Below are 17,096 nucleotides of genomic sequence, written 5' to 3'. Positions count from 1 at the left end.
ACGACTACCTCTGACAATCTGACGAACCGGCAAGAATAGTGGCCGCGGTCAGGTTGGACAACCGACTTTCGTCAGGAGCCCCGATTGAGCCGATTCTCGATCAGGCTGTCGACCACCGAAGGATCAGCCAGGGTCGAAGTATCGCCCAGGTTGTCCAGCTCGTCACAGGCGATCTTGCGCAGTATGCGGCGCATGATCTTGCCCGAGCGGGTCTTCGGCAGACCGGCGGTCGGCTGGATGAAGTCCGGCCTGGCGAAGGCGCCGACCTGGGCGGTGACGATGGCCTTGAGCTCGGTCATCAGCTCCTCGGTGACGGTAACCCCCTTCATCGGGATGACGTAGGCATAGATCGCCTGGCCCTTGATATCGTGCGGGCAGCCGACCACCGCCGCCTCGGCGATGTAGTCGTTGAGCACCAGGGCGCTCTCTACCTCGGCGGTGCCGATCCGGTGGCCGGAGATATTCAGGACGTCGTCCACCCTGCCGGTGATCCAGTAATCGCCATCCGCATCGCGGCGGGCGCCGTCACCAGTGAAGTAGGTGCCCTTGTAGGTGCTGAAGTAGGTCTCGATCAGCCGGTCATGATCGCCGTAGACGGTGCGGATCTGGCTTGGCCAGGATTGCTTGATCACCAGGTTGCCATCGGCCACGCCCTCCAGCTCGTTACCCTCGTTGTCTACCAGAGCAGGCACCACACCGAACAGCGGGCGCATGGCAGCGCCGGGCTTGAGATCGCAGGCACCGGGCAGCGGGGCGATGAGGATGGAGCCGGTCTCGGTCTGCCACCAGGTATCCACGATAGGGCAGCGGCTGTCACCGACGGCCTGGTAGTACCATTCCCACACCTCGGGGTTGATCGGCTCGCCGACCGATCCGAGCAGGCGCAGCGTCTCGCGGGATGAGCCTTTCAGCGGCTCCTCGCCCAGCGCCATCAGCGCACGGATGGCCGTGGGCGCGGTGTAGAAGATGTTGACCTTGTGTTTGTCCACCACTTCCCAGCAACGCGAGGCGGTCGGGTAGGTCGGCACGCCCTCGAACATCAGCGTGGTGGCGCCGTTGCACAGCGGGCCGTAGACGATATAGGAGTGGCCGGTGACCCAGCCGACGTCGGCGGTGCACCAGAAGACCTCGCCTTCCTGATAATCGAACACGTAATGGTGGGTCAGCGCCACGCTGACCAGGTAGCCGCCGGTGGTGTGCAGCACGCCCTTGGGCTTGCCGGTGGAGCCGGAGGTGTAGAGGATGAACAGCGGGTCCTCGCTGTCCATCGGCTCAGGCGCGCATTCGGTGCTGGCTTCGGCACAGGCCTCGTGGTACCAGACATCGCGGCCGCTCTCCCAGCCGATCTCGCCTCCGGTCCGTTTCACCGTGATCACACTGTGAACGCCCGGGCAGGCGCTCAACGCCTTGTCGACGTTCTGCTTGAGAGGAATGATCTTGCCGCCGCGCACGCCCTCGTCGGCTGTGATCACCACCTCGCACTCGGCGTTCTGAATGCGGTCGCGCAGCGCCTCGGGGGAGAATCCACCGAACACCACCGAGTGCACGGCACCGATCCGGGCACATGCGAGCATGGCGAAGGCCGCCTCGGGAATCATCGGCATGTACAGACAGACCCGGTCACCCTTGCCGACACCGCGCTGCTTGAGCACGTTGGCCAGGCGGCAGACCTCGTCATGCAGTTCGCGGTAGGTGATGTGGCGGGACTCGTCGGGATTGTCGCCTTCCCAGATGATGGCCGTCTGGTTGGCGCGCTTCTTCAGGTGGCGGTCGATGCAGTTGACGCTGACGTTGAGTTTGGCATCGATGAACCAGGCGGCTTCGCCGGTTTCCATGTTGCTCTGGTGGACCTTGCTCCAGGGTTGCATCCATTCGACGAAGCGGTTCGCCTGCTCGGCCCAGAACATGTCCGGCTGTTCGATGGACTGGCGGTACATGCGCTCGTAGCCATCCCGATCCAGGTGGGTCTGACGGAGCGGATTCTCGGATACCTTGTGGTTCTGAATCTTGTACATGGATCTTCCTCTATTGTTATTGTCGGGCTCTGGGGCCTGAGGTGATGCACACAGCTGCGCTGTTGACATCAAGGTTTGATCAGAACACCCGCCAGTTCAACCCTGCTTTGGTCTGATATGAAGGGAGCGCGGCCGGCAGGGCGCCGGCCGGGGGAGTCAGGTGAGCTTGAGGACGAGGTTGTCGATCAGGCGGGTTGTGCCGAGAAAGGCAGCGGCGAGAATGGCGATGTCACTGGTCCGGGCTGATGCCGGTTGCAGGGAAGCAGCGTCGCGCAGTTCCAGATAGTCGAGGCGGAAGCCGGCATCGACCAGCTGCCGGGTGGCCTCATCGAGCAGCGACGCGAAGTCACGCCTGCCCGCCAGCAGCTGCTGCTCCACATATTTCAGGGTCTGATGGAGCCTGGGTGCCGTACGGCGCTCGGCCTCGCTCAGATACCCGTTGCGGGACGACAGGGCCAGGCCGTCAGCGGCACGCACGATGGGCGCGCCCATGATCTGGACCGGCAGGCAGAGGTCGTGGGCCATCTTGCGGATCACCGCCAGCTGCTGGAAATCCTTCTCGCCGAATACGGCGATATCCGGCTGTACCATGTTCAGCAACTTGGTGACCACCGTGGATACGCCGTCGAAATGCCCCGGCCGGCTGGCACCGCACAGCCCCTCGGAGACACCCGGGACGCTGACCAGTGTGTGGCCCTCCATGCCGTGGGGGTACATCTCGTTGACGCTGGGGGCGAACACCAGATGCGCACCGGCATCCAGCAGCCGGCTCTGGTCCTCGGCCAGGGTCCGCGGGTAGCTGTCCAGGTCCTCGTTCGGTCCGAACTGCAGGGGATTGACGAAGATGCTCACGACCACGTAGTCGGTACGCTGCCGCGCCATCTCCACCAGGGCCAGGTGTCCATCATGCAGATTGCCCATGGTCGGCACCAGGCCGATACGCTTGTTTTCCTGACGGGCGCGGCTCAGTGCAGCACGCAGCTGGGCAACCGTATGTACCGTATTCATGGTCAGAACTCGTGCTCGGCGGCGGGGAACTCGCCGGCCTTGACCGCCGCAACATACGCCTTGAAAGCCGAGGGAATATCCGGCTGCCCCGGCATGAAGTTACGTACGAAGCGCGCCAGCCGCCCGGTGGTGCTCAGGCCGAGCATGTCGTGCATCACCAGCATCTGCCCATCGGTATCCGGCCCCGCGCCGATGCCGATCACCGGAATGCTGACCGAACGGGTGATCTCCGCGGCCAGGCTGCTGGGTACGCATTCCAGCAGCAGCAACGCAGCACCGGCCTGTTCCAGCGCGATGGCATCGGCCAGCAGTTCCCGGGCCTGGGTCTCTTCACGGCCCTGCACCTTGTAACCGCCGGTCACGTTGACGCTCTGCGGGGTGAGGCCGAGATGGGCACATACCGGAATGCCGTTGCGCGTCAGCACGCTGATGGTTTCCGCCAGCCATCCGGCACCTTCCAGCTTGACCACGTGGGCGCCGGCCTGCATCAGGCGGGTACTGGCGTCCAGCGCCCGTTCAAGGGTAGCGCAGGTCATGAAGGGCAGGTCCGACATGATCAGTGCGCCCTGATTGCCGCGCTTCACCGCCCGAGTGTGGTATTCCATGTCCTCGACGGTGACCGGCAGGGTGGTGTCGTGGCCCTGCAACACCATCCCCAGCGAGTCGCCGATCAGCAGCAACTCGACGCCCGCCGAGCTTTGCAGATGCGCAAACAGCGCATCGTAGGCGGTCAGGCAGGCAAACTTCTCGCCGGACTGCTTGAGCTTGTTGAGAGTGGTCAGGGTAATGTCAGGCATGGCAGATTCCAGTAATTCGGCCTTCGGCAGGCAACATGGCGATGATCGGCAGACGGGTATCCCGGCTGCCGTTGCGACTGTGCGGGCCGGTCGCTGCCCGCACAGTATAGTCTTCCTGACTGTACATCCATCAATCCCGTCCAGCGGCGTCGCTGAGGCGTTCCAGCCCTGTCGGAGGACAGCCGAGCAGCAGCTGCTGCAAGGGCGTGCCGTCGGGCAGGATCAGATCCGCGGCCAATTCTGCCAGCGGATACAGCACAAAGGAACGGGCGTGCATATGATAATGCGGGACCTGCAGGCGTGGCGTATCGACTCTGCGGTCGGCGTACAGCAACAGGTCGAGATCAAGGACCCGTGGGCCCCAGCGTTCGGCATTGCGCACCCGGCCGGCCCGCTGCTCGATAGCCTGCAGCGCATCCAAGAGTGCTTCCGGTTCCAGCTGGGTATCCAGCATCGCCACCGCGTTGATGAAGGCCGGCTGGTCCTGGGGCCCGAGCGGAGCGCTGCGATACAGCGAGGAACGACCGGCGAGGCTGGACTGCGGCAGCGCTTGCAGTTCGTCGAAGGCGCGGGTGACCTGGGCCATCGGATCGCCCTGGTTGCTGCCCAACGCCACGAAACAGCGTTGCATCACTGCTGTGCCCCACCGGACGGTTTGCGCTTGCGGGGTGTGCGTGAGCGTTTGCGCGGCCCGGAGCCACTGCCCAGTTGCTGGATCATGCGGCGGCGGGTCTCTGCATTGGCATCCTGGTAGCGGGTCCACCACTCACCCAGCCCGTCGGTCTGCTCGCCGGCCGCTTCGCGCAGCAGCAGGAAGTCGTAGGCAGCGCGGAACCGCGGGTGCTCGAGCATCTGGTCGGCACGGCGGCCGTTGCGCCGCTCCAGCCGGGGCTGCATATCCCAGATTTCCCGCAGGGGAATGCTGAAGCGCTTGGGAATGGCTGTGTGCCGGCACTGCTCGGCGAGCAGCTCGTGGGCGGCCTGCTGCTGTGCGGGTATCAGCGGGATGCCCTGCTGTTCGAGTTCACGGGTGCGCTGGGGCAGCGCGGGCCACAACAGGGCGGCAAACAGGAAGGCCGGGGTTACCGGACGGCCTTCGCGGATGCGCTGGTCGGTATTGCGCAGTGCCTGGCGAATCATCTTCAGGGTGTAGTCCGGCTGCTCGTCGATGGCCTCGTCGGTGTCCGGAAACAGCGGCGCGAACAGATCGTATTCCAGCAGCAGGTCGAAGGTCCGCTCGCCGTGGCCGCCCAGCAGCAGCTTGAGCACTTCATCGAACAGTCGCGCGGCAGGTATGTCATGCAGCAGCTCGGCCAGCTCGGTGATCGGTGCGGCCGTGTGGGGCTCGATCTCGAAGTCCAGCTTGGCGGCAAAGCGGATGGCTCGCAGCATGCGCACCGGGTCTTCCTGGTAGCGCTGTACCGGATGGCCGATCAGCCGTATTCGCCCATTGCGGATATCCTGGACGCCGTTCACGTAGTCATGAATATTGCCGGTGCATACGTCGTAGTAGAGTGCATTGATGGTGAAGTCGCGGCGCTGGGCATCGTCTTCCAGGCTGCCGTACACGTTGTCACGCAGCAGCCGGCCCGATTCGCTCTGCAGCGAGTGCTCACGCCCCGGGGCGGCGTCATCGTCCTCCGCATGAGCGGCGCGGAAGGTCGCCACCTCGATGATTTCCCGGCCGAAGTGAACATGGGCCAGCTTGAAGCGACGGCCGATCAGGCGGCTGTTGCGGAAGGTCGAGCGCACCTGCTCCGGGGTGGCACTGGTGGCCACGTCGTAATCCTTGGGGTCCAGCTCAAGCAGCAGGTCCCGCACGCACCCGCCTACGGCAAAGGCCTGGTAGCCCGCCTGCTGCAGGCGCTCGACCACAGTCACGGCGTTGCGGCTGATCTGGCTGCGCTTGACCGGGTGCTGGCTGGCGGGAATGATGGCGGGCGTAGTTCGCCTGTGGGCAGGACGCCCGAAGGGTGAGGGAATTCTTTTCAGTAGCTTGCGAATCATATGAGTGGGTAGTCCACCGGCTTGTCCAGCCTCCGCTGCGCCTGTGTCGCCAGGTCGCCGAGACTGCAAAAGGCCGACGTTAACATGCATGTCGCTGGGGGCATAGTGCCAGCAAGTGCATGGCTGAGTTTTAGAAGATGTTCTGTGATGACAAGCTGCGCATTCTAACTCGAATGCCGGGGGATGTGTAATACATCGATGGGGGAGGGGAAAGCTCAAGGGGAGTTTTCACTCCCCCTAATGGTTTTTTTATTCTTGTTTTATGAGCTGTTTCTTGTTCTTTTGGCTGGGCGACAGTGCCACCCCGTAAACCCATCCCGGGTTGCCGAAAAGCAAGCGGATTGCTTTGGACGCGCAGGAAGCAGCGGTGGTCAGGTTGACATCGGATCCGGTGGGTTGCTTGAGCAACTTTTATTCTTCTCGGTTCCAATCGAACTCATCGTTCGCCGGCTGGATTTCCCATTCTCCAAAAAAATCAGTTTGCTGCACTCGCACGTCTTGTTCTTGTTATGGGTGGAGTTCGATCTTGTTCTTGTTATGGGTGCTGCCTGGTTTTTATTCTTGTTGTGCATGTAATAAAGCACTTGCCATGCCAGTTTGCATAAATCGTTATAAATCAACAGGTTAGTTTGTTCGGGCTCGGGCGGCGGCGGAGCCGGTGTGGGGAAGTGTTACCGTATGCCTCGGTTAAGTGTTACCGCTCCCCGCGGAGCGGTAACACTTTGTGCGGGTAACAGGTAACGAATCGGCAATTGTCCCTGGCCGGGAGGGTGAAAAGAAGGGGTCAGGAACTGGCGGTCTTCTTGCGCGGAATGCCCAGCCGCTGGCGCCGCTCCCACAGGCACTTGCGGCTGATGCCCAGCTTGTTGGCCAGTTCGGTTTCGGTCATGTGTTCCTGGTGCTCCAGCACGAAGTGCTGAAAATAGTCTTCCAGCGAGAGGTTTTCCGCTGGCTCGCTGCCGGTCTTTTCCGGGGTGCGCATGGAGTTCAGCGCGCTGGTGGCGTGGGAGCTCCGTTCCTGGCCCAGGTCCGGCTCGATACCCAGCAGGTCCGCTGAGATTTCGTCCTCGTCACACAGGATCGCCGCGCGTTCGATTGCATTCTCCAGTTCCCGGACGTTGCCCGGCCAGCGATAGCGGCGAATGGCCTCGGCTGCTTCCTGACTGAAATGCAGGTTGGGGGTATTCATGCCGGTACCTATGCGTGCCAACAGCGCTTCGGCGATCAGCATCACGTCCTCGCCGCGCTCGCGCAGCGGCGGCAGCCGCAATTCGATCACATTGAGGCGGTAATACAGGTCTTCGCGGAACAGGCCCTGATGAGCCAGTGCCTTGAGGCCGCGGTGGGTGGCGGCGACGAGGCGCACGTCGACTTTCTGCGACTGCACCGAGCCGACGCGCCTGATTTCGCTTTCCTGCAGCACCCGCAGCAAACGCGCCTGGGCTTCCAGGGGCAGCTCACCGATCTCGTCGAGAAACAGGGTGCCGCCGTTGGCCGCTTCCACCAGGCCGGTCCGCCCGGCGACGGCACCGGTGAACGCACCTTTTTCATGGCCGAACAGTTCCGACTCGATCAGGGTCTCCGGAATGGCCGCGCAGTTCACCGAGATCATCGGTGCCTGGGCGCGCGGGGAGTTTTCGTGCAGTGCCCGTGCCACCAGCTCCTTGCCGGTGCCTGATTCACCCTGGATCAGCACCGTGGACATGGTCGGTGCCACCTTGCGGATACGCTTGAACAGCGTCTGCATCGACGGACTGGCGCCGATGATGCCCATATCCTTATCAGCGGGCTCGCTGCGCTGCGCCCGCGGCTCGGCGGCCGCCGGGGCCCGCGGTCGCTTGCTGGTCTCGATGATGCGCGCCACCGCCTGCAGCATTTCGTCGTGATCGAACGGCTTGGCGATATAGTCCACGGCGCCCAGTTTCATGGAATCAACCGCCGAGCGCAGGCTGGCGTAACTGGTCATGATCAGCACCGGCGTATCGGGTGCCCGGCGGATCAGTTCGGTGCCGGGTTCGCCGGGCAGCCGCAGGTCACTGATGATCAGGTCGAACTGATTCAGATCGTGCTGCTCGACCGCTTCGTGTACCGCCCCCGCTTCGCTGACCTGGTAGTGGTGGCGTTCCAGCAGCCGTCGTAGTGCGGAGCGGATGATGGGTTCGTCTTCAACAACCAGAATGTGCGACATATATACCTCTTGCGATTGCTACCGCTGTACCTCAGGCGGAAGAACCGGAACTAAAGACGCCGTAGCGGGGAAGGGTAATGGTGAACCGCGTCCCGCGCTGCCCGGCTTCATCGATCGGACTGTCCACGGTTATCTGACCATAATGCTCCTCGACTATCGAGTACACCAGTGCCAGACCCAGCCCGGTTCCCTTGCCCGGCGCCTTGGTGGTGAAGAAGGGTTCGAACAGACGGTCCTTCAGTGCCTGGTCGATACCGCTGCCCTGGTCCTCTACGCTCAGCAGTATCTGGTGTTCGTCCTGGACGGTGCGCACGGTCACCTGATCGCCATCGCTGCTGGCATCCCGGGCGTTGCCCAGCAGGTTGATCAGTACCTGCACCAGCCGCTGGCTGTCGCCGGCGACCCGGTGGGCTGGATCACACAGGTTAACATACTCGATTTCGGCACCCTGTCGGCTGAGCGACAATAGGTGGATGGCCTCGTTGGTGCAGGCGGCCAGGTCGACCTCGTCCGCGGCGCCCTGATGGCGGCTGCCGACGTGGGCGAAGTTGACCATGGACTGGACGATGCGCGACACCCGGCGGGTCTGGTCCAGCACCTGGTCGGCCATCTCCTGCAGCTCCGGTTCGCTGGTTTCCTCGCGCAGGTTCTGCGCCAGGCAGGCAATACCGGTGATCGGGTTGCCGATCTCGTGGGCCACTCCGGCGGCCAGCCGGCCGATGGAGGCCAGGCGTTCGGAATGGATCAGCTCCTCTTCCAGCATCTGGGTCTCGGTCTGGTCCTCGATCAGCAGTACCAGACCGCCGCGCGCATTGCCCGGCTCATCGATCGCCGCCTTGTGCAGGCTCAGCCACTGGGTATGGCCGTTGATCACCAGCTTCTGCTTGTAGAGATGGGCCGATTCGTCGGCGACAAAACGCTGCAGCAGTTCTCCCCAGGGCTCGGGCAGGCTCTCCAGGCGGGAGCCGATCACGCTCTGCTCGGGGATGCCGGTCAGCGCCTGCAGGGCCCGGTTCCACATGAGTACTTCGCTGTCCTCGGCCAGTGAGCAGACGCCCATCGGCAGGTCCTGAAGGGTCTGCCGGTGATAGCGCCGCAGCGCGTCCAGCTCGGCAGCCAGACCGGTGAGGCGGGAATGGTAATCCTCCAGCCGGCTTTCGATGAAATGGATGTCCTCGGTAACGTAGGCATTGCGGGCCAGTTTGAAGGGCAGGAAGGTCTCAATCATTTCCTGCGCCACGGCGGGGCCCATCAGACCTGAGAGGTTGGCTTCCAGGCGATCCCGCAGGCGGCGCAGGGCGTAGGGCCGGCGCTCGTCGAAGGGCATCTTGAGATCGCGCAGGGCCTGCTCCACCTCCTGCTGGGCAGCCCGGTTGCCCAGCGGCTTGGCCAGTTGCTGGGCAAATTCCTGGGGTGATCCGGCTACCAGCTCCATGCGCTGGGGGCGGCGCACGTTGTCCACCAGGCAGGCTTCGGCGGCGCTGACTTCGTCCGCAGGGCGCTGGGTGAACAGCGATACCAGGGTAAAGACGATGATGTTCACCGCCAGCGAGGCAATGGCCGCGATGTGCCAGGTTTCCTCGTCGAAGGCCAGCTGCACGCCCAGCAGCTGCAATACATCGATGCCGGTGAACAGCGGCAGCAGCAGGGTCGAGGCCCAGACCAGCATGCCGGCGATCAGCCCGCCGATGAAGCCGCGGTGGTTGGCCTGGGGCCAGTAGAGAACCGACAGGGCGCCGGGCAGGAATTGCACCGTGGCGACGAACGAGGTTATGCCCAGATTGGACAGGTGCTGATCGGTACCGAGCAGGCGATAGAAGGCGTAGCTGGCCATGATGATGGCGGCGATCAGGCCGCGCCGGGTCCACAGCAGCCAGCGATAGATGTTGTTGTCGGCACTGGGCTGGTAGATCGGCAGCACCATGTGGTTGAGCACCATTCCCGACAGCGCCAGGGTGACCACGATGATCAGCCCGCTGGCGGCGGAAATGCCACCGATGAAGGCCACCAGTGTGAGCCAGTCAGCGCCGGCGGCCACGCCCAGCCCGAGGGTGAAGTATTCGGCATTGGTCGGCACGTTGAGATACAGCCCGGCCCAGAGGATCGGCGGTACCGCCAGGCTCATCAGCAGCAGGAACAGCGGCAGGCCCCAGCTCGCAGCGCCCAGCGCCCGGGGGTTGAGGTTTTCGGTGAAAGCCATGTGGTACATGTGCGGCATGACGATGGCTGCAGCGAAGAACACCAGCAGCAGCGTCCGCCAGGGGCCTTCCTGCAGGGGGCTGTGCAGGGTCTTGAGCGCTTCCTGGTTGTGACTGAGCCACAGCTCCAGGCCAGACGGCCCTTCGAACACGATGAACAGTGCATACAGGCCCACTGCGGACAGGCACACCAGCTTCACCAGGGATTCGAAGGCGATGGCGATCACCAGCCCCTCGTGCTTCTCCCGGGCGGAGATATGTCTGGCGCCGAACAGGATGGCAAACATGACGATCAGCAGGCAGAAGCCCAGTGCCACGGGATGCTGGCGCGGTTCCAGGGTAAGGATCTGTACCGAATCGGTCACCGCCTGGATCTGCAGGGCCAGCAGCGGCAGCATGCTGAGCAGCATGAAGACCGTGGTCAGGGTGCCCGCCCAGGTACTGCGGAAACGGAAGGCGAACAGGTCTGCCAGCGAAGACAGCTGATAGGTGCGGGTAATGCGCAGAATGGGGTTGAGCAGCACCGGTGCCAGCAGGAAGGCACCGCAGACGCCCAGGTAATAGGTGAGGAAGCCATAACCGTACTGATAGGCCAGGCCCACCGTGCCATAGAAAGCCCAGGCGCTGGCATAGACACCGATCGACAGGGTATATACCGCCGGATGGCGCACCAGCGCCTTGGGCAGCAGGCCCCGTTCGGTGGCCCAGGCGACGCTGAACAGGATGATGAGATAGACGACGCTGAGCAGAATCAGCAGGCTGAGTTCAAAGCTCATCGGTATCCCTTGGACTCTGCAGCAGCATGCCGGCGATGATCAGGATCAGCCACAGCACATAGGGGCGATACCAGGCTCCCATGGGCTCTATCCACCAGTCCATGATGGCTGGAGAGAACAGGTAGATGCCGATGACCAGCAGCAATACCAGGCGGTAGATATACATGGAGACGTCCTCGGGCTGAGACTCGATGGTAATGACGCCCGGTTGGCTTGTCACCCCTGGACCATGGTCGGGTCGAGTATCTGACGGCTCTGCGGCAGGCGCTCGGGCTGCCAGTGCCGCACGGCCCATTCCAGCTGGTCGGCTACCGGGGCAGAGGCCAGCTCCGGCGGGATATCGGGCGTAAGGATGCGCAGCGCACGATGCAGCGTGGCGACCGCCTGGTCCGCTTCCAGCGGGGCGGAGCCCAGCCGTTTGCTGAGCTTCTCGCCGTCCAGGCGCATGATCAGCGGCACATGCAGGTAGCGCGGAGCGGGGTGTCGCAACAGCTGGTACATCCAGAGCTGACGCGGGGTGGAGTCGAGTAGGTCGGCGCCGCGGACGATATCGGTCATGCCCTGATCGATATCATCGATCACGACCGCCAGCTGGTAGGCGATGATGCCGTCGCGCCGCCGGATGATGAAGTCGCCCGATGTCTGCAGGATGTTCCGGGTAATGGTTCCCTGCAGGCGGTCATCGAAGCTCAGCGGCTGGTCAGTGACCCGCAGCCGAACCGCATGGTCGGGCGCAGCGGGGAGTTGCCGCTCGCGGCAGGTGCCAGGGTAAACGCCGTTGTTGGCAATGATTTCCCGCCGAGGGCAGTCGCAGTAATAGGCCTGGCCGCTCTCCAGCCACTGGTCGATGACCTGCTGGTAGCGCTGCAGGCGATCGCTCTGCCTGAGCACCTCGCCATTCCAGTGCAGGCCGTAGGTGCGCAGGGTGCGCAGGATGTGGTCGCTGGCGCCGGGGATATTGCGCGGGGTGTCCAGATCCTCCATGCGGACCAGCCAGCATCCCTGATGATGCATGGCATCGAGATAGCTGGCGACGGCGGTGAGCAGTGAGCCGAAATGCAGGTAGCCGCTCGGGGTAGGGGCGAAGCGTCCGATGTAGCGAGGGGAGGACATGGCAGGTCAGCGGCAGACAGTAGAGTGTACTGCCTGCCAGCAGGCCGGAAGCGGGTCAGCCGCCGATCTGCTTTTCCTTGATCTCCGCCAGGGTCTTGCAATCGATGCAGAGGGTGGCGGTGGGGCGTGCTTCCAGCCGGCGGATACCGATTTCCACACCGCATGAGTCGCAGAAGCCGTAGTCGTCATCTTCGATGCGCTGCAGGGTCTGGTCGATCTTCTTGATCAGTTTGCGCTCACGGTCGCGGGTGCGCAGCTCCAGGCTGAATTCCTCTTCCTGGCTGGCGCGGTCGGCCGGATCGGGAAAGTTGGCCGCTTCGTCCTGCATATAGGTCACGGTGCGGTCCACTTCCTCCATCAGCTCGCGCTTCCAGCTGTTCAGGATGTCGGCGAAATGAGCGAGCTGGCGCTCGTTCATGTATTCCTCGCCCTTTTCTTCCTTGTATGGAACAAAGCCGCGAATCAACAATGCATTTTTTTCTTTGGTATTGCTGGGCATAGACAGCCTCACTCTTAGCTCAATCATCCTGTGCCAGGTCGAAACCATGTGCTGACCGGCGGGGGTGCGGCCTGTGGCCTGCAAGCGGGCAAAGCTACCAGAACGCGCACGACGGCGCTACTTTTTACCCACGGCAGATCATAGTGCATGTTCTGAGCATAGTGCCAAGGCCGCCAGGCGTGACTGTTTCCGCGCTGGCGGCGATGGCTGGCGGGTTGTCGGCGGGCCAACTGGCGTCCGGCGAGGTATCATGCGGGCTTTTGGCGCCGTAACGGCGGAGGATTGCAATGAAGGAGCGGCGCTGGGCGCAACGGCTGGGTGACATCGAGCCCTTTCATGTCATGGCGGTACTGGACCGGGCCCGGGTTCTGCAGTCGCAGGGCCATGACGTCATACACATGGAAATCGGCGAGCCTGATTTCGGCACGCCGGAGCCGATCATGCGTGCCGCCGAAGCGGCGCTGGCTGCCGGACATACCGGTTACACCCCGGCGCTGGGGTTGCCGGCGCTGCGCGAAGCGATCGCGGCTTTCTACCAGCGCCGTTATGGCGTGGATCTCGACCCTCGCCGGATCATCATCACCCCCGGCGGCTCCGGTGCTCTGCTGCTGATCAGCGCGCTGCTAGTCGGGCGGGACGATCGGGTGCTGATGGCCGATCCGGCCTATCCCTGCAACAGGCATTTCCTGCGTCTGGTCGAAGGGCGCGGGCGGCTGATTCCCACCGGGCCGGAGAGCGGCTACCAGCTGACGGCGGAGCAGGTAGAGCAGCACTGGACCGGTGACAGCGTTGCGGTGTTGGCGGCCTCGCCGGCCAATCCCTCCGGCAGTGTGCTCAGTGCTGCGCAGCTGCGCAGCCTGGCGGACACCACCCGCCGCCTGGGCGGACAGCTCATTGTCGATGAGATCTACCACGGCCTGACCTACGGCTGCGATGCTGTCTCGGCGCTGGAGGTCGCGCCGGATGCCTGGGTGCTGAACAGCTTCTCCAAATATTTCGGTATGACCGGCTGGCGGCTGGGCTGGCTGGTCGCTCCCGAGGAGGCGGTGCCGGAGCTGGAGAAGCTGGCGCAGAACTTCTACATCTGCGCCCCGCACCTGTCCCAGCAGGCGGCACTTGCTGCTTTCAGCGACGAGACCCTGGCCATCTGCGAGGCGAGACGTGAAGCCTTCCATCAGCGCCGGGACTTCCTGCTGCCGGCACTGCGGGAACTGGGCTTCTCGATTCCCCACACACCGGAAGGGGCGTTCTACCTCTATGCCGATGCCAGCGCCTTCGGCAGCGACTCCCAACGCCTTTGCCAACACCTGATCGACACCCAGCACGTGGCCATTACCCCCGGGCTGGACTTCGGCACCCACCGCGCGGGCGAACATGTACGCTTCGCCTACGCCAGTGACCTGCCACGGCTGGCACAGGCGGTGGAGCGCATTGCCGGCGGGCTGCGGGACTGGTCCGGATGCTGATCCCGTTCGACCGGCCGCTGGTGCCGGGCATACTCCTTCGGCGCTACAAGCGGTTTCTTGCAGATGTTCAGCTCCATGATGGTCAGGAGTTGACCGTGCATTGCCCCAATACCGGATCAATGAAGAACTGTGCCGAGGCCGGCAGCCGTGTATGGGTTGACCTCAACCCACGGCCCGGCCGCAAGCTGCCGGGCACCTGGGAGCTGGTGGAAACCACGCCGGGTGGGCTGGCCTGCATACATAGCGCCAGGGCCAACGCGGTGGTCGCGACGGGATTGGCGCAGGGGCGCATCACACCGCTGGCTGCTTTTACCGAGATACGGCGCGAGGTGTGTGTCGAGGTGGGCGGCAGCCGCTTCGACTTCCTGCTTGCCGGCGCGGATGGCGATTGTGTCGTAGAGGTGAAGAGCGTCACCCTGGCGCTGGGAGGTGGCATCGGCGCCTTTCCCGATGCGGTCAGCCTGCGCGGCCAGAAGCATCTGCGTGAGTTGACGGCGTTGGCGCGCGCGGGCCGGCGAAGCTGCCTGCTGTTCTGCGTGATGCACGGAGGCATCACGCGGGTGCGCCCCGCGGATGAGATCGATCCGGTTTACGGCATGCTGTTGCGTGAAGCCAGCGCCGCCGGTGTGTCGGTACTCGCCTGGGGGGTGGAGCCGACGCCCCAGGGCCTGGTGCTGGCAGGTCAGCTACCTGTGGAGCTGGATCAGCCGGCGGGCGGCAGCTGATTCAACCACACCTGGCCGGCACTTACCTCGCAGGCCAGGGGCATCAGATAGGCCCCGGCACAGGGGCCCGCCACGCATTCACCGGACTCGGGGAGGAACAGCGCGCCGTGGCTGGCGCACTGGATCAGACGCCCGGAGCGGTCGAGAAACTGATCCGGCACCCACTCAAGTGGAACGCCGCGGTGCGGGCAGCGGTTGTGGTAGGCAAACACCTGCTGCCCCTGGCGTACCAGGAACAGCCGGCGCCCCGCCAGCTCGAAGCCTCTGCTGCCCGGGTCCGCCAGCTCATCCAGTCGGCACAGCAAGACCGGAACAGTCGGCTCACTTCCCACCGGCGGCTTGCTCCTGCAACATCGCCGGGCTGTATCTGAGCGTATCCAGAATGATGTCCGCCAGCCGTTCGGCCTGATCGGCCAGGGAGTAGTCTTCCGGGCGCAGCAGCCAGGTATCCAGCGTGCCGATCAGCTGGGCCTGAATGCAGCGGGCTGCGACCGGAATATCCAGCGCCGGGGGCAGCTGCTGCTTCTCGACGGCGTTGCGCAGGGCCATTTCCAGCTTATCCAGCGATGCCCGGCGCATGGTGCGCATGTTTTCACGCAAATCACACATCCGATCGGTAAATTCGCACTTGTGAAAGACGATCTCGTTTATCCGGCGGGTCGCGGGATCGCGCTCGGTCTGACGGAGCACTTCGGCAATGAGTTCGCGCAGCCGGTCAAGGGGGGCGGGCTGGTCGATATCCCGGGTGGCCTCTTCCAGGTGCTGGAGGGGAGTCCGGGCGCGCTGAAGCATGGCTTCGAACACTTCGTCCTTGTTGAGGAAATGCCAGTATATGGCACCGCGGCTGACGCCAGCGCGCTTGGCTATTTCTGCCAGCGAGGTATGCGTCACCCCCTTGCTGGAGAAACACAGCTCCGCAGCGTCGATAATCTGGGCGCGGGTTTCCTGGGCTTCCTGTTTGGTGCGTCTGGCCATCTGGCTGGTAAGCCCTCTGTACGGTCATGGCGAGGGGATGCGAGACATCCCACTGAATTGGTGTACAAATGTTAAGCAATCGCAAAACAACTTACAAACATTCGTGAATGTAAGTATTATTGTCTGCTTCGAAACGAACTATTTCCCTGCCGCTGCATCGCGTTAAACGTTTGCACAAAGAGGTGCCCCGCCCATGCCAGTCAAGCCAGCACGCGCTGCTCTGATCCCCCTGTTTACCGCCGTCGTCCTGCTCGCCGCCTGCTCCGAGCCGCAACCGGACGAGGTGGCCCAGCCCATTCCGCAGGTCGGGGTCATCAGCGTCGAAGCCCAACATTTTGTCGTAACCACAGAATTGCCGGGCCGGACCCGTGCCTACCGGGTGGCGGAAGTTCGGCCGCAGGTCAACGGTATCATTCAGAAGCGGTTGTTCGAGGAAGGCAGCGAGGTCAAGGCCGGACAACAGTTGTACCAGATCGACGCGGCCGTCTATGAAGCGGCAGTGAAGAGCGCCGAGGCCACCCAGCTGTCCGCCAGTACCCTGGCGGAGCGTTATGGGGTGCTGGTCGAGGATCGGGCGGTCAGCCGTCAGGCCTACGACGAGGCGCGTGCCGCCAAGCTGCAGGCTGATGCGGCGCTCGAACGGGCTCGGATCGATCTGCGCTATACCCGGGTTTCCGCACCGATCTCCGGACGGATCGGCCGGTCGGCGGTGACCGAGGGGGCGCTGGTCAGCAATGGCCAGGCCCAGCCGCTGGCCACCATCCAGCAACTTGACCCTATCTATGTGGACGTGACACAGCCGGCCCGCGACATGCTGGCGCTACGCCGTGATCTGGACAGCGGGCGATTGGAGAAGGCGGGCGAGAACGCGGCCCGGGCGGTCCTGCGTCTGGATGACGGCTCCGAATATGAACACGAGGGACGTCTGGAATTCTCCGAAGTGAGCGTGGACGAGGGTACCGGTTCGGTAACGCTGCGGGCGGTGTTCCCCAACCCTGACCGGATCCTGTTGCCGGGCATGTTCGTGCATGCGCAGCTGGTCGCCGGGGCACGCAGCGATGCGATCTTGGTGCCGCAGCAGGGCGTCGGGCGCAACCCCCGGGGCCAGGCCGTGGCGATGCTGGTCAACGACGACAATGTGGTCGAGCAGCGCATCATTGTTACCGACCGTACCGTGGGCAACCGCTGGCTGGTCAGCGAAGGTCTCAACGTAGGCGACCGGCTGATAACCGAAGGGGTGCACATGGCACGACCGGGCATGAAGGTCGAGCCGGTGCCGGCAGAGAATGTCGAGCCCGTGAACGCTGCCGGACAGGAAGGATAATCTCC

At 63.7% G+C, this 17,096-nt stretch carries 16 protein-coding genes; 3 read left to right on the top strand and 13 right to left on the bottom strand.

Features of this window, described 5'->3' with window-relative positions:
• Positions 1–71: 71 nt before the first annotated feature.
• The 11 genes from acs to dksA form a co-directional block, all read right to left on the bottom strand.
• Positions 72–2,015, bottom strand: coding sequence for an acetate--CoA ligase (acs, locus tag IEW63_RS13560; RefSeq protein ID WP_188637172.1), 1,944 nt, complete (start codon positions 2,013–2,015; stop codon positions 72–74).
• 156 nt (positions 2,016–2,171) lie between these two features.
• A complete protein-coding gene (gene panC, locus IEW63_RS13555) occupies positions 2,172–3,023 on the bottom strand; it encodes a pantoate--beta-alanine ligase (RefSeq protein WP_188637171.1) in 852 nt (283 codons plus the stop codon).
• A 2-nt stretch (positions 3,024–3,025) separates the two neighbouring features.
• The gene (gene panB, locus IEW63_RS13550) at positions 3,026–3,820 is read right to left on the bottom strand and encodes a 3-methyl-2-oxobutanoate hydroxymethyltransferase (RefSeq protein WP_188637170.1); all 795 of its coding nucleotides are present in this window, start codon (positions 3,818–3,820) and stop codon (positions 3,026–3,028) included.
• Positions 3,813–3,947, bottom strand: coding sequence for a hypothetical protein (locus IEW63_RS14740; protein ID WP_272872599.1), 135 nt, complete (start codon positions 3,945–3,947; stop codon positions 3,813–3,815). The genes panB and IEW63_RS14740 overlap by 8 nt, the downstream gene beginning before the upstream one ends.
• A 3-nt stretch (positions 3,948–3,950) precedes the next feature.
• The gene (folK, locus tag IEW63_RS13545; protein ID WP_188637228.1) at positions 3,951–4,451 is read right to left on the bottom strand and encodes a 2-amino-4-hydroxy-6-hydroxymethyldihydropteridine diphosphokinase; all 501 of its coding nucleotides are present in this window, start codon (positions 4,449–4,451) and stop codon (positions 3,951–3,953) included.
• Complete coding sequence (locus IEW63_RS13540; RefSeq protein ID WP_188637169.1) at positions 4,451–5,827, bottom strand: polynucleotide adenylyltransferase PcnB; 1,377 nt, start codon at positions 5,825–5,827, stop codon at positions 4,451–4,453. The genes folK and IEW63_RS13540 overlap by 1 nt, the downstream gene beginning before the upstream one ends.
• A 784-nt stretch (positions 5,828–6,611) precedes the next feature.
• The gene (locus IEW63_RS13530) at positions 6,612–8,015 is read right to left on the bottom strand and encodes a sigma-54-dependent transcriptional regulator (protein WP_188637167.1); all 1,404 of its coding nucleotides are present in this window, start codon (positions 8,013–8,015) and stop codon (positions 6,612–6,614) included.
• A 31-nt stretch (positions 8,016–8,046) separates the two neighbouring features.
• Positions 8,047–10,989: a sensor histidine kinase gene (locus IEW63_RS13525; protein ID WP_272872598.1), complete on the bottom strand. Its 2,943-nt coding sequence runs from the start codon at positions 10,987–10,989 to the stop codon at positions 8,047–8,049.
• Positions 10,979–11,155 (bottom strand): hypothetical protein, encoded by a 177-nt coding sequence (locus IEW63_RS13520; RefSeq protein ID WP_036993100.1) that lies wholly within the window; start codon positions 11,153–11,155, stop codon positions 10,979–10,981. Before IEW63_RS13520 ends, IEW63_RS13525 begins: the two co-directional genes overlap by 11 nt.
• A 50-nt stretch (positions 11,156–11,205) precedes the next feature.
• Positions 11,206–12,102: a tRNA glutamyl-Q(34) synthetase GluQRS gene (gene gluQRS / locus IEW63_RS13515; protein WP_188637166.1), complete on the bottom strand. Its 897-nt coding sequence runs from the start codon at positions 12,100–12,102 to the stop codon at positions 11,206–11,208.
• Positions 12,103–12,157: 55 nt separating this feature from the next.
• Complete coding sequence (gene dksA, locus IEW63_RS13510) at positions 12,158–12,601, bottom strand: RNA polymerase-binding protein DksA (protein ID WP_188637165.1); 444 nt, start codon at positions 12,599–12,601, stop codon at positions 12,158–12,160.
• 287 nt (positions 12,602–12,888) lie between these two features.
• Here dksA and IEW63_RS13505 point away from each other — a divergent pair, with 287 nt between their 5' ends.
• Together IEW63_RS13505 and sfsA are read left to right on the top strand one after the other, a co-directional pair.
• Positions 12,889–14,067, top strand: a complete 1,179-nt coding sequence (locus IEW63_RS13505; protein WP_188637164.1) for a pyridoxal phosphate-dependent aminotransferase — start codon at positions 12,889–12,891, stop codon at positions 14,065–14,067.
• The gene (gene sfsA, locus IEW63_RS13500; RefSeq protein WP_188637226.1) at positions 14,067–14,792 is read left to right on the top strand and encodes a DNA/RNA nuclease SfsA; all 726 of its coding nucleotides are present in this window, start codon (positions 14,067–14,069) and stop codon (positions 14,790–14,792) included. The genes IEW63_RS13505 and sfsA overlap by 1 nt, the downstream gene beginning before the upstream one ends.
• Here the strand turns inward: sfsA and IEW63_RS13495 are convergent.
• Positions 14,771–15,124: a Rieske (2Fe-2S) protein gene (locus tag IEW63_RS13495; protein WP_229710527.1), complete on the bottom strand. Its 354-nt coding sequence runs from the start codon at positions 15,122–15,124 to the stop codon at positions 14,771–14,773. The genes sfsA and IEW63_RS13495 overlap by 22 nt on opposite strands.
• Positions 15,114–15,767, bottom strand: coding sequence for a TetR family transcriptional regulator (locus tag IEW63_RS13490; RefSeq protein ID WP_188637163.1), 654 nt, complete (start codon positions 15,765–15,767; stop codon positions 15,114–15,116). The genes IEW63_RS13495 and IEW63_RS13490 overlap by 11 nt, the downstream gene beginning before the upstream one ends.
• A gap of 193 nt (positions 15,768–15,960) precedes the next feature.
• Between IEW63_RS13490 and IEW63_RS13485 the strand changes: the two genes are divergently transcribed.
• Positions 15,961–17,091 (top strand): efflux RND transporter periplasmic adaptor subunit, encoded by a 1,131-nt coding sequence (locus IEW63_RS13485; RefSeq protein WP_188637162.1) that lies wholly within the window; start codon positions 15,961–15,963, stop codon positions 17,089–17,091.
• Positions 17,092–17,096 lie beyond the last annotated feature (5 nt).

Source organism: Halopseudomonas pertucinogena (assembly GCF_014646575.1).
Taxonomy (GTDB): domain Bacteria; phylum Pseudomonadota; class Gammaproteobacteria; order Pseudomonadales; family Pseudomonadaceae; genus Halopseudomonas; species Halopseudomonas pertucinogena.
This window is presented reverse-complemented; position numbering and strand designations above follow the sequence as displayed.